This window comes from Symbiobacterium ostreiconchae, assembly GCF_055396975.1.
In genome coordinates this window covers 2,010,369-2,022,629 of the sequence record NZ_AP042454.1, presented here as the reverse complement: position 1 = coordinate 2,022,629, position 12,261 = coordinate 2,010,369, and the positions used below count along the sequence as shown (strand labels likewise).

Genomic DNA, 12,261 nt, shown 5'->3' with positions numbered 1-12,261 from the left:
CCCGGTCGGCCTAGCCCTGCCTCCTGCGGCGGTCGCCCGCCTCGCGGATCACCCGGTCGTAGACGTCCACCAGCCGGTCGATCTCCTCCTCCGTGATCACCAGCGGCGGGGTGATCATCAGCGTGTCCCGGTACGGGGCGATGCCGGTGATCACGCCCTCCCGGAGGCAGCCGGCCTCCACGTCGAACCGGAAGGCCCGGTCCCCCTCCGGGAATCGTTCCCTGGTTTCCCGGGCCCGCACCAGCTCGGCGGCCACCATCAGCCCCCGGCCCCGAACCTCGGCGATGTAGGGATTCTCCCGGGCGATGAGCGCCTCCTTCAGCCGTTCGCCCATGCGGGCGGCCCGCTCGGCCAGCCCCTCCCGCTCGAGGATGGCGATGTTCTCCATCGCCACGGCGCAGGAGACCGGGTGGCCGGCGTAGGTGAACCCGTGCTCGAAGGGGAAGTCGGCTTCGGCGATCGCCTCGATCACGTGGTCGCCGACCAGAACCGCCCCCAGCGGAAGGTAGCCGCTGGTGAGCCCCTTCGCGGTGCACATCAGGTCCGGCACGACGCCGAACTGCTCGCAGGCCCACATCGAGCCCGCGCGGCCGAATCCGGTCATCACCTCGTCCAGGATCAGCAGCACCCCGTACTTGTCGCAGATCTGCCGCACGTGCTTCAGATAATCCCCGGGGGGCACGATGATGCCGCCCACCCCCATGATCGGTTCGGCCAGGAAGGCCGCGACCGTCTCCGGCCCCTCGGCGAGGATCCGCTCCTCCAGAAGGGCGGCGTACTTGCGGCCCGCCTCCGGGTCGTCGGCCCGGTACGGCCCTTCGAAGGTGTCCGGCGACGGGATGTGGACGAACCCCGGGACCAGCGGCCCGTAGTAGGCCCGGTGCGCCTCGAAGGCCGTTGCGGAGAGCGCCCCGAGGCTGTTGCCGTGGTAGCCCAGGTCCAGGCAGATGATCTTGTGGCCGTCCGCCCGCCCCCGCGCCCGCTGGTACAGCCGGGCGATCTTCACGGCGGTCTCCACCGATTCGGCCCCGCCCAGGGTGAAGAACACCTTCCCCAGCCCCTCCGGCGCGAGGGACGCGAGCTTCGCGGCCAGGCGCACCGCCGGCTCGTTGGAGTACTGGAAGTAGGTGTGGTAGTACATCAGCCGCTCCATCTGGGCCGCGGCCACGGCGCCCAGCTCACGCCGGCCGTAGCCGATGTTGACCAGCACCATGCCCGCCTGCGCGTCCAGGTAGGCCCGGCCGTCGACGTCCCAGATGGTCGACCCCTCGGCGCGGGTGATGACCGTCGTCCCCTTCCGGGCCAGCTCCCGGAAGCGGACCTCGTTGTGGATGAGGTGGCGCAGGTCCAGCTCTTTCAAATTCATGTGATCGCCTCCTGTACGAAACCCGGGCACCGGGACCCATTGTACCCCGGCCTCCGGCGACGGGGCCGGCGGCCGCCCCGGAGGCCGGCTGAAACGGGAAGCCGATCCTGCCCCGTCCAAGTCGGGTGAGCCCTGCTCAGCAAACACGGCAGTCAAGGAGGATGCAGACCGATGTCCCTGCCCACTGATGTCGCACAGCTCATGCAGAGCTTCGCCTCGGGCCTCAGGCTGGTGCTCGGCGAAAAGCTGCTGGGCGTCTACCTGGGCGGGTCGGCCTCGCTCGGGGATTACTGCGCCGGGAGCAGCGACCTGGACTTCCTGGTCGTCACCGACGGGCACCTCTCCCCGGAGGAGCTGGACGCCCTGGCCATCTTCCACCGGGAGTTCCTGACGGCCTACCCCTCCGCCCGCCGGCTGGAGGGGGACTACGCGCCGCGGGCGTGCATCATCCCCGAGGGCACGACGGTCCCGGTGCCCCGGTGCAAGCGGGGCGCCTTCGTGCCGCACGTGGACCAGGTGATGCTCTCCGCCGACAACATCTGCAACATGCGGGAGAACGGGATCGCCTTCTTCGGGCCGCCGCCGGCCGAGGTGCTCCCGCCGGTCAGCCCCGAACAGGTGCGGGCGGCCGTGCGGGCGATGCTGGCCGAGCCGCCGAAGCCGGCGCTGCGGCCCGACGAGCAGGCGGACGAACTGCTGGACCTGCTCCGCTCCCTGCGCGCCCTGGAGACCGGGAAGCCGACCACGAAGGCGCAGGGCGCCGAATGGGCGCGCCAGAACCTGGAGCCCCGGTGGCACCCGGTGGTCGACGCGGCGCTGGCGGTCCGCCGGGGCAGCCCCGCGGCGGGCTGGGACGAAGGCACGGCCCGCGCCGCTGCCGAGCTGCACCGGCTCCTGCGGGAGCGGTACGTGAGCACGGCGCCGCAGCTCTCCTGACCGATCCCGCTGCTAATCCGGAAGCCTTCCCCCGAACCGCTCCAGCAGGAGCTCCTCCGGCGTGAGGGCCGGCTGGGCGACGAAGTGCACGACCCGCCACCGCGCGCCCCGGGCGGCGATGGCCGGCGCTGCGGCGGGCAGGGCCGCCAGCGTCCGCTCCACCGCATCCGAGTGGTCCCTGCCCGGCAGGGCGGGGTGGATCCGCATCAGGTTGTACAGCTCACCGCCCGGCTCCGTCTCGGGGCGCGCGGCCGGGATCTCCTGGACCTCGTACCGGGCCGGCTTGTAGCCGGCCCCTTTCAGCGTCCCTTCCACGGACCGCTGGTTGGGCAGCCGGTCGACGCCCGGGAGCCCCCGGCGCAGCAGCCCCTGCCGGTGCAGCTCCTGCAGGAACACGTACTGCGGCGTCACCTGGTCCCGCAGGACGTTGAAGTAGGTGCCGGAAAGGGAGAAGCAGAAGCGCCCGGCGGGCTGGATCCGGTTCCGCCAGGCCCGGAGCACGCCTTCCGGGTCGCGGAATGAGAGCAGGGCGAGGTTGCAGATCACCCGGTCCACCCTGCCGGGGACCAGGTCGGCGGCGGCAGCGGGGTCGACGGCATGGTACGCCACGGCCCGGTCGCCGATCCGGGCGCGGGCGGCGGCGATCAGCGACGGGTTCGGCTCCACCAGGATGAGCTCCAGCCCCTCCGGCACCAGATCCAGCGCCGCCAGGCTCGTGAGCCCCGTGCCGGCCCCCAGGTCGACGACGGTCATCCCCGGCCGCAGATCCGCCAGCTCGCAGAGGCGCCGCGCCGAGTCCCGGTAGAGCGCCATCTGCGCGGCGATACCGTGTACGTATTCCCCCCAGTCGGCCATCCTCAACCCTCCTCCGCGATGAGCGCCCGCAGCGCGCGGTAGAGCCGCAGCTTCTCCGCCAGGGGCTCCCGGCTCCGCCCGCTGGGCGAGGCCGCCACAAAATCCAGCACCCCGGGAATCACTGACTCCGGCTGCAGGCCATACACCACCCGCCGGCGGCCGGTCAGCGCCGCGTAGATGCCCTTGCCGTTGTAACAGGCGACCCGGGGCCGGTACCGGGCCAGCTTGGCGAGCAGCTCCCCCCGCCCGGCCCGCAGTTCGGCCGCGGTCAGGTCGCCGCTGGACCGGGTCGACCGGCCCACCAGATCGGTGAGACCGTATCCGAGGTCCAGCAGCGCCGCGTCCTCGTGCGGGGCGTAGAGCCGCTCCGTCAGCCCGGCCTGCCAGAGGAGCCAGTAAAACCGGTTACCCGGATAGGCATAGTAGTGCCCCTCCCGGGCCGAGGTCTCGCCGGGGTTGAAGCCGACGAAGACGACGCGGAGCCCCGGAGCCAGGTAGTCCGGCAGCGCCCGGATCACGCCGGCTCACCCCCGCCCGGGGCACCGCCGGGGCCCTCCTCCTCGTCCAGCCCCGGCAGCTCCAGCGCGTCGAACTGCGAGGTGAGCCACTGCACGTGCTCCCGCACCGCCTCGTCCTGCATCAGCACCGTCCAGGCCCGCCGGGCGGCCTCGACGAACGCCGGGTCCAGTTCGTCCACCCGGTAGAGCTCCGGCAGCGGGCAGAGCCCCCGGGCCAGGAAAGAGTAGCGCATCTCCAGCTCCCCGTCGGGGCGCAGGTATGGCCAGAGCGGGTACGTGCGGCACTCGAAGGGGCGCTTGGCCCGGTCGCAGAGCCGGGTGCACTGCAGGAAGGGGACCGCGTCGAAGCGCGCCTCCCAGGACGGGGCGAACTCGTACTCGCGCGTGGAGTGGAACTGCCAGCGCGTGAAGTCCTCCGTGCCGTCGAAAAGCGGCAGTTCGCCGGGAACCAGGTACACGCCCTCGTCGGGGCCGAAGTCCGTGCAGCAGCGGTGGCCGCAGAGGGTGCCGCAGTCAAAGGGCAGCGGCGTCACGTCGGCCAGGAGCCGGCGGGCCTCGGCGATCAGCCGCAGGTCAACGCCCATGAACATCCCCCCGTTTCCTGCACTGTACCACATTCAGAGGCTTGCGTCGCCACGGTTGTGGTAGGATGTACTTGCAGTTTGCGCAGAGGAGGATGTACGGACATGGCCAACCTCGGATTCATCGGACTCGGTCGCATGGGTCGGCACATGGCGCGGAACCTGATCAAGGCCGGACACACCGTCACACTGTACAACCGCACCACATCGGTGGTGGACGAGCTGGTGGCCGAGGGCGGACAGCGGGCCGCCGGCCCGGCGGAGGTGGCCCGGAACGCCCGCGTGCTCTTCACCTGCCTCTCCACGCCGGACGTGGTGGAGAGCATCCTCAGGCAGGCGCTGGAGGGCGCGCAGCCCGGCGACATCTTCGTCGACCACTCCACCATCGGCGTGCGGGACGCCAGGCGCATCGCGGCGATGTGCGCGGAGAAGGGCGTGCAGTTCATCGATGCCCCCGTCTCCGGCGGCCCCTGGGGTGCGGAGGCCGGGACGCTCACCATCATGTGCGGCGGCGACAAGGCGGCCTTCGAGGCGGTCCTTCCCTACCTGCAGATCGAGGGCAAGCAGATCCACCACCTGGGGCCAGTCGGCGCCGGGTCCGTGGCCAAGCTGTGCAACAACCTCCTGGTCGGCATCCACACCGCGGCGATGGCCGAGGCCTTCGTGCTGGGCACCAAGGCGGGCGTGGATCCCAAGGCGCTCTACGAGATCATCTCCGGAGCGACCGGCCACTCGGCGCAGATCGCCCGCAACATCCCCCAGTTTGTCTTCCCCGGCAAGTTCGACGCGGCCTTCTCCATCGACCACCTGCACAAGGACGTGGCGCTGGCGGTCGAGCTGGGGAAGGACGAGAACGTCCGCATGGTCCTGGGCGCCGTCACGCAGCAGCTGCTGGAGGAGGCCCGTGCGGCCGGCTACGGCAGCGCCGACCAGGCCGCGCTGATCCGTCCGCTGGAGGACCTCGCCGGTGTGAAGGTGCGCGCCGGATCCTGAAGCGTATCAGCGCCTTGTGTCCCATGGAAACCCCCGGGTCCCGTCCGGCCCGGGGGTCTCCCATGCTCCGGGTTCGCTGCGGGCAGCCGCTAGTGCCCGAGGTGTTCGAGGTATTTGTCCGTCGCCTTGAGGCCCGTGCCGGTCAGCACAACCACCACGCTGGATCCGGCGCCCGCCAGGCCTTGCCCGAACAGCTGTCGGACCGCGGCAGGGGCCGCAGCGGCGGTGGGCTCCGCGTAGATCCCCTTCTCGGCCAGCGTGCGGGCCATCGACCAGATCTCCTCCTCAGTCACCGCCAGGGCAACACCTTCGCTGTTGTACAGGGCTTCCAGGATGCTCCTGCCCTTCACCGGCCGGGCGATGACGATGCCCTCGGCGGCGCTCTCCCGCTTGTCCACGGCGGGGACGTCGTGCAGCCGCTGTTGCCACGCCTGGACCACCGGGGCGCAGGCGGCCGCCTGCACGGCGGCGATGCGGGGCATCCGGGGGATGAGGCCGGCCTTCAGCAGGTCGGTGAAGCCGAGGTAGAGCCCCAGCACGAGGCTGCCGCCGCCGACGGGCGCAACCACCCAGTCGGGCGCCTGCCAGCCCCGCTGCTCGCAGATCTCGTAGGCGAGGGTCTTCAGGCCGGCGACGAAGTACGGGCTCCAGTTGTGGCTGGCGTAGAACGTCCGGCCGGCCGCCTCCAGGGCAGCCCGGGTCGTCTCCTCCCGGGAGCCGTCCACCCTGACGAGGTCGGCCCCGTACATGCGGATCTGCGCCGTCTTTCCCGCCGATGTGTAGGCCGGCACGTAGATGTGCGCCGTGATGCCGGCCCGGCGCGCGTAGGCCGCCACCGAGGCGCCGGCGTTGCCGGAGGAATCCTCCACGATCTCGCGCACGCCCCACTCCCTCAGCTTGCTGATCATGACCGCCGAACCGCGGTCCTTGAACGACCCCGTGGGGTTGAGAAAGTCCAGCTTCAGGAAGACGGGCTGGTCGAACAGCGCGTCGGCGACGAGCGGCGTGTACCCCTCGCCCAGCGAGACCGCATGCTCGCTGCGCTCGAGGCCCAGCGCTTCGTGGTACCGCCAGAGGGTGTGAGGACGGCGGGCCAGGTCGTCGCGGCGGAACATCCGGCCGGACTGCAGCAGCAGGTAGGCGCCGCACGCGCAGCGCCAGCGGGGCTCGGTCTCCGGGTACGTCTGATGGCAGTGACTGCAGGTGAGCATTTTCTCCCTCCTAGTGCACGGGTTCAGTCCTGGCCGCAGCCCAGGCGTCCCAGCCGTCCAGCACACCGGGGTCCTCGTCGCCGGTGAGCACGCCCGCCAGCGGCCCCAGCCACGCGGCCCAGGGATGGCCCCGCTCCCGGGCGATCGCCACGTGGGGCCCCAGCTGAAAGCCCGGCGAGCGGACGCCCGCCTCCAGCAGCCGGCGCAGGCGGCGCAGCGCCTCCGGCCGCCGGGCGGCGTCGCCGTGGACCACCTGGTAGAACCACACCTCCGCCGCGTCGGCGGCGGGCCGCTGCAAAGCCGGGTGACGCAGGCACGCCCCCAGCATCCGGCGCCCCTCTTCCTCCTCCCCGCCCAGCAGCAGCACGCCAGCCAGGTTGGCCATGATCGCCCCGTTGCCGGGGTAGGCCTCCAGCGCCACCCGGTAGAGGTCCGCGGCGTCGGCGTACGCCTGCTTGACGTCGGTCAGGAAGAGGGCGTACTTGAAGAGGGCATTCCGGTGCAGGGGCGCCACCTCCAGCGCCCGCTGGTACAGCGCCTCCGCCCGCCCGTGCTCGCCCCGCACCTCCGTCAGGAACGTCGCGTAGTTGGTCAGGTTGCCCGGGTGGAGGGGGTTCACCTCCAGGGCGCGCCGGTAGTAGCGCTCGGCCCGGTCTGCGTCCCCGGCCACGTGCTCCAGGAAGTCGGCGTAGTCGCCCAGCAGCGCTGGATCGTTGGGGCTGAGGCGGAGGGCGGCGCGGTACTGGGCTTCGGCCTCGTCGTACCGGCCGCGCACGGTTTCGAGAAACACGGCGTAGTTCCAGCGGGTTCGGGCGTCCTCCGGGTCCCGGACAAGGGCCCGGCGGTAGTAGGTCTCCGCCAGGTCGTACCGGCCCCGGAACCGCTCCAGGAAGAAGGCGTACCGTCCGAGCATCCGGGCGCGCGATCGCATGCGGTCACCTCCTCCCGGGACGTTGCGGCGGTCCTGTCCGGGACCGCCGGACTTCAATACATTATCATACACCCGTCACGGTGGACGCACACGATTCTGGTTTGCTCACTCGCCACGCTGAACACTGCGTGGCATTCTCCGTTTGACATAACGAGGCGTTCTGGTCGACCTGCACGGCCACCCCACCCGACCGCCGCGGTGGCAGCAGGCGGTTTTCGTGCCTGGACTCAACTGCAGGGGTAACGCCCCCGTAGGCACCGTTGAGACAATAGTAAAGGGGCCTTCGTTCGGAGGCCCCGATACGCGTCAGATCTCGGGCGGGTCGATCCCCTGCATGCGCATCAGCATGAAGATCTGGCCCCGGTGGTGGATCTCGTGCTCCATCACGTGGTAGATCACCCAGTCCATCGTCGCCCAGGGCATGTCGGGGTAAGGCATCGGCAGCTTCTGGCCCAGCTGATTGACCGGCGTGTCCTTCAGCCACTCGACGGTGACCTGGTGGATCTCGGCCCAGTACGCCAGCAGGCTGTCCAGATCAGAGAAGCGGCCGTACTCCCAGCGCGCCTCCCAGGGCACCCGTCTCAGGGCGTTGCGGTAGATCCAGATCCACTCCGCCAGCACCATGTGCTCGGCGAGCTGCCAGGCGCTGGAGTGCCAGCCCTCCGGCTTCCAGGCCAGCTGCTCCGGGGTCATGCGCCGCAGGGCGCTCACGGTGAAGGGGCGCAGATCAGTCTCCCAGTGCCGATACAGGTCAAAGGCCAGCATGTCGTGCCCTCCCTCCGAACGTGGCTACCGTCCGCCCAGGTACGCTGCGGCCGCCCGCCGGTCCCGCGCCGAGGCCGCGGCCGCCCCGGCCAGCGGGATGCGGCCCGTCCCCACCAAGCACGCCCAATGGACGGTGCGCAGGGCCTGCCGGGCATTCTGCTCCACCAGCAGGACGGTGGTGCCCTCTTCATTGATTTGCCGGATGAGCCGGAATACCTCCGCCACCACCAGCGGAGCCAGGCCCATGGCGGCGCAATCGCCCTCGCCGTTGGCGCCGGTCAGGGTATGGTTACGGATCGTGGACGGCCTCCCACGCGGCGGCCGCGATGCGTTCAATGGCCCGGTCGGCCTGGTATTCACCACCCCCGTAGGTCAGCACCACCAGGACGTAGGGCCGTTCGCCCCAGACGATGGCCCCGTCGTGGTCGTAGCCGGCGTAGGTGCCGAACTTGTGGGTGACCAGGTCGGGCCGGGGCGTGCCGGCCCGGATGCGTCCCGTGTAGGTGACCCTGCGGAGCGGCCGGAGCAGCTCCTCCGCCAGCCCGGGCTTCTCCTGGCTCAGTTCCCACAGGCGCAGCCACCAGGCGGCCTCGTCCGCGGCGCTGACGGGGGTGGAGCCCTCCTCCGTGCGGGTGACCGGCCCGCCCATCTCGGTGGTGCACGCCAGCAGCCCCTCCCACGTGAGGGTGCGGGCCAGCATCTTGACGGCGACGTTGTTGGACGAGATCAGGGAGCGGTCGACCAGGTTGCGGACGGTCCACCGGCTCCCGAAGGCCGCCGTGGCGAAGTTCCCCGCCCCCACAGGCTCCCAGTCCGCCTCCGTGTAGGTGATCAGACTGTCCCACGCCAGCTCCCCGGCCTCGATGGCCTGGAGCACGCAGAGGGTGACCGGCAGCTTGAAGGTGGAGGCAGGCAGGTACGGGTCGCGGGCGCGGAACTCGTAGCGGCTCCCGGTGGTGAGGTCCACCGCCACCACGCTGATCCGCCCGGGAAACTCGGCTGCGATGGCATAGACCGTCTCGTGCAGCCCCTGCCACGGCTCCGGGACGACGGCCGGCGGATCGGGCAGGATCGGCTCCACGGGTTCCACGTGCATCGGCTGGTAGTCCGCCAGCGGGTGCGACGCCGGCGGCAGCCCGGAAGCGGATGCCGCGGGCGCGGCCTGCCCGCGGGCCGCCCGGGCATCGGCGGCCTGTGCGCCACCGGCGTGTGCACCACCGCCCGGCGCGCCATCCGCCCGCGCCCTCACCGTGGGCGCATCGCCCGCCGGAGCCCCATCCGGCGGTTTGGAGGCCCTGTACACGGGGCCCTCCTCCCCTTCCCCCGCCTGGCCGACCGGCCCCGCGGGAGCCGCAGCAGCCACAGGGCCTGCGGTCTCCGGCCCGTCCGCCGGCGACGACGCGACCGCGGCCGGCTCCGCCGGCTGCACGAGCAGCCAGACGGCGCCGACCGCCGCCAACAGTCCCAGCACACCCCAACAGACGCCCAGGATCACCGCCCGACGCACGCGCTGCCCACCTCTGACCTCGTTCTCTCTGTTCCCTCTCCTAAGACGCCGACGTGGTCCCCAGGGTTGCGGGCAAATGCTGAGTATTCTGATTACATAAATAACAGAAAAGGGCGGTCGCCAGGACCGCCCTGCTCGCCGTATCCTTTAGGAACCAGGCTTCACCCAGCTGTCGGTGTTCTTCATCTCGGCGCCGGGATGCAGCCGGTTGAACTTGGCCGTCAGGCTCTCGACGTCGTCGACGTGATCCTCATCGGGGACGATGCACTCGACCGGACAAACGGCCATGCACTGAGACTCGCTGTAGAAGCCGTAGCACTCGGTGCACTTGTCAGGATCGATGACGTAAATGGTATCGCCCGGGCTGATGGCCTCGTTGGGGCACTCCGGTTCGCAGGCGCCGCACGAGATGCACGTATCGATAATCTTTACGGCCACGGATCTTCTCCTCCTTTGAGGCGCACGCCGACATAGCTGTGGTGTGCAGCCCGAATGGTTACTTAGCCCCTCAAACCCCACATGGGTATGCAAAACACACTATAAGGATACCGTTCGGGCCCGTAGCAGTCAAGGCCGCCGGGGGCTGTTTTCTGGATGAGAATGGTTATCAACGGCGGACGGCGCGCCCCTCAGCCTCCCTCGGACGGGCGCAGGATCACCACCTGGTCCCCCTCGGCCAGTACCCGGTCGGGCGCCGCGTTCCGGCCGTTGATCAGCGTCACCAGGTCCGGCTCCGCCAGCCCCACCAGCGCGGGCAGCTCCGCGACCGTGGTCCCGGCGGGCACCGAGGCCGTGCCGGTCCAGCGGCGGGCACCCTGCAGCGGGACGTACACCTCCAGGTGAACGGTCACCTCTCCTGCCATATGGCATCCAGCTCCTCCTGCGGAATGTCGAAGACCGCGTTGTGGGGCGGCAGGGGCACCTCCCGCATCCACTCGGGCAGCCGGTCGGTCTCCGGTCCCAGCCCCGCCCGCCGGTTGAAGGCCACCTCAGTCCGAATGGTGGAGAGCGCCAGCGCGCGCAGTTCCTCTGCCGACACCTCCGTGCCATGGCGGGCCCGGATCAGCTCCAGAAAGTGGGCTTCGTGGGGCATGTAAGCCGCCCGGGAGAAGCTGCACATGCCCAGCGCATCCAGCATGGCCGCAGTGATCTGCAGCTCCCGGCTGAGCGCCACCTTGCCGGCCGGGTCGAGATGGTCCACCCGGGCGCCGATGGTGTTGCCGGCCGTGTGGTCGGCCCCCATCGGGCTGGTCGCGTAGGTGACGCCGTTGCCCTTGATGACCCGCGGGTCATAGGCGGCCATCGCCTGGCCCTTCACGACGGGCACCTCCCGCACGCCCAGCACGCGGCCGACCGTGGCCGCGCCGGCGCCGATCAGACGGCCCACCGGCGTGCCGCGCCGCATCTGGTCGAAGAGGTCGAGCACGCCGTCGACGTCGCCGAAGGGCAGCAGCCCGCCCGCCATCGCGACCCCGATGGCCGCGCCGGTCTCGATGGTGTCGATGCCCAGGTCGTTGCACGCGTGCACGAACCGGGCGATCGCGTCGAAATCGAAGATCTCCAGGTTCGCCCCGAGCAGCGTATTCGACTCGAACTCCATGGCCGACGTGACTTCGCGGCCCTCGGGGTCAGCCCAGGTGTTGGAGCACTGAATCGCGCAGCCGGTCATGCACGCGTGGCTGACCTGCCCGCCCCGCTCCCGGATGAGGTCGGCCATCAGGATGCCCGTGATCGCCTCGGCGGCCTCGTCCTGTCCCCGGCTGAAGCTCCGGATGGGCAGGCCGCCCAGCTTGTTCACCAGCTCCAGCGTGGCCGCGGTGCCGAAGTTGCGGTACCGGGCGATGGCCGGGCTTTCCTTCAGCTCCTGCAGGTAGGGCCGGGTGTGCGCCCGCCAGGCCGCCGGGTCAGCCATCTCCGGCACGGCCCCGGCGCCGGGATCCAGCACCACCAGCGCCTTCAGCCCCTTGGCGCCCATCACGGCGCCCAAGCCGCCCCGGGCCGCGACGCGGCTGGGCCGCCCTTCCGGGTCCGTGGCGGCGATCCCTGCGACGTTCATGCGCATCTCGCCGGCGGGGCCGATCAGGGCGAGGGCGGACCGTCGCCCGAACCGGGCCAGCAGCCGCTCCGCCGCGGCGTAGCTGCCCAGGCCGACCAGATCGCCGGCGGGCTCCAGCCGGCAGCCCTCCGGCCCGACCACGGCGATGTACCACGCCCCCGGCGGCGCTGCGCCCTCGACGACCACCGCGCGGATGCCCCACTGGGCCAGCCGCAGGGCCGTGTTGCCGCCCGCGTTCGCCTCCTTGATTCCGCCGGTGAGCGGCGACTTGGCCCCGGCCGAGAGCCGGTTGGAGCTGGACAGCACGGTCCCGGAAAGCAGGCCGGGAGCCAGCACCACCCGGTTGTGCGGCCCCAGCGGGTCGCAGAGCGGGTCGACCTCATCCGCCACGATGCGGCTCGTGAGGGCCCGCCCGCCCAGCAGCCGGTACTCGCCGGGCAGCGGCTCCAGGCGCGCTGTCCCCTTCGTCATGTCGATTCGCAGGATCTGTTCCACGACCGTTGCGCCTCCCTCCTGCCGCCAGAATTCGGCGGCAGGAGGGA

At 70.9% G+C, this 12,261-nt stretch carries 14 protein-coding genes; 2 read left to right on the top strand and 12 right to left on the bottom strand.

The annotated features are described in order from the left end of the window. Positions 1-10: 10 nt before the first annotated feature. A complete protein-coding gene (locus ACZ5UM_RS09795; protein WP_464843823.1) occupies positions 11-1,366 on the bottom strand; it encodes an aminotransferase family protein in 1,356 nt (451 codons plus the stop codon). Positions 1,367-1,537: 171 nt separating this feature from the next. Here ACZ5UM_RS09795 and ACZ5UM_RS09790 point away from each other — a divergent pair, with 171 nt between their 5' ends. Next, a complete protein-coding gene (locus ACZ5UM_RS09790) occupies positions 1,538-2,302 on the top strand; it encodes an aminoglycoside adenylyltransferase domain-containing protein (protein ID WP_464843822.1) in 765 nt (254 codons plus the stop codon). A 12-nt stretch (positions 2,303-2,314) separates the two neighbouring features. Here the strand turns inward: ACZ5UM_RS09790 and ACZ5UM_RS09785 are convergent, their stop codons facing one another. Genes ACZ5UM_RS09785 through ACZ5UM_RS09775 form a run of 3 tightly spaced genes read right to left on the bottom strand, consistent with a single transcriptional unit; the run spans position 2,315 to position 4,259 of the window. Beyond that, entirely contained in the window at positions 2,315-3,157 is an 843-nt protein-coding gene (locus ACZ5UM_RS09785) for a class I SAM-dependent methyltransferase (RefSeq protein WP_464843820.1), read from the bottom strand. Positions 3,158-3,159: 2 nt separating this feature from the next. Next, a complete protein-coding gene (locus tag ACZ5UM_RS09780; RefSeq protein WP_464843819.1) occupies positions 3,160-3,675 on the bottom strand; it encodes a mismatch-specific DNA-glycosylase in 516 nt (171 codons plus the stop codon). After that, complete coding sequence (locus ACZ5UM_RS09775; protein ID WP_464843817.1) at positions 3,672-4,259, bottom strand: hypothetical protein; 588 nt, start codon at positions 4,257-4,259, stop codon at positions 3,672-3,674. The genes ACZ5UM_RS09780 and ACZ5UM_RS09775 overlap by 4 nt, the downstream gene beginning before the upstream one ends. Before the next feature lie 102 nt (positions 4,260-4,361). On the opposite strand from ACZ5UM_RS09775, the gene ACZ5UM_RS09770 reads away from it, so the two are divergent. Continuing rightward, positions 4,362-5,249 (top strand): NAD(P)-dependent oxidoreductase, encoded by an 888-nt coding sequence (locus tag ACZ5UM_RS09770; protein WP_464843815.1) that lies wholly within the window; start codon positions 4,362-4,364, stop codon positions 5,247-5,249. A gap of 89 nt (positions 5,250-5,338) precedes the next feature. On the opposite strand, the gene ACZ5UM_RS09765 is transcribed toward ACZ5UM_RS09770, so the two are convergent. From ACZ5UM_RS09765 to ACZ5UM_RS09730, 8 genes are all read right to left on the bottom strand, one after another. Then, complete coding sequence (locus ACZ5UM_RS09765; protein ID WP_464843813.1) at positions 5,339-6,460, bottom strand: threonine synthase; 1,122 nt, start codon at positions 6,458-6,460, stop codon at positions 5,339-5,341. Positions 6,461-6,470: 10 nt separating this feature from the next. Beyond that, positions 6,471-7,391 carry a tetratricopeptide repeat protein gene (locus tag ACZ5UM_RS09760; RefSeq protein ID WP_464843812.1) on the bottom strand — a complete coding sequence of 307 codons (921 nt, stop codon included), beginning with the start codon at positions 7,389-7,391 and terminating at the stop codon, positions 6,471-6,473. 306 nt (positions 7,392-7,697) lie between these two features. Continuing rightward, positions 7,698-8,156, bottom strand: coding sequence for a DinB family protein (locus tag ACZ5UM_RS09755; protein WP_464843811.1), 459 nt, complete (start codon positions 8,154-8,156; stop codon positions 7,698-7,700). 24 nt (positions 8,157-8,180) lie between these two features. Next, a complete protein-coding gene (locus tag ACZ5UM_RS09750) occupies positions 8,181-8,402 on the bottom strand; it encodes a hypothetical protein (RefSeq protein ID WP_464843810.1) in 222 nt (73 codons plus the stop codon). A gap of 43 nt (positions 8,403-8,445) precedes the next feature. Next, a complete protein-coding gene (locus ACZ5UM_RS09745; protein WP_464843808.1) occupies positions 8,446-9,663 on the bottom strand; it encodes a serine hydrolase in 1,218 nt (405 codons plus the stop codon). 147 nt (positions 9,664-9,810) lie between these two features. After that, complete coding sequence (locus tag ACZ5UM_RS09740) at positions 9,811-10,101, bottom strand: YfhL family 4Fe-4S dicluster ferredoxin (RefSeq protein ID WP_273382237.1); 291 nt, start codon at positions 10,099-10,101, stop codon at positions 9,811-9,813. 191 nt (positions 10,102-10,292) lie between these two features. Further along, positions 10,293-10,526 (bottom strand): MoaD/ThiS family protein, encoded by a 234-nt coding sequence (locus ACZ5UM_RS09735; protein ID WP_464843807.1) that lies wholly within the window; start codon positions 10,524-10,526, stop codon positions 10,293-10,295. Then, positions 10,511-12,214, bottom strand: coding sequence for an aldehyde ferredoxin oxidoreductase C-terminal domain-containing protein (locus tag ACZ5UM_RS09730; protein WP_464843806.1), 1,704 nt, complete (start codon positions 12,212-12,214; stop codon positions 10,511-10,513). The genes ACZ5UM_RS09735 and ACZ5UM_RS09730 overlap by 16 nt, the downstream gene beginning before the upstream one ends. Positions 12,215-12,261: the final 47 nt, after the last annotated feature.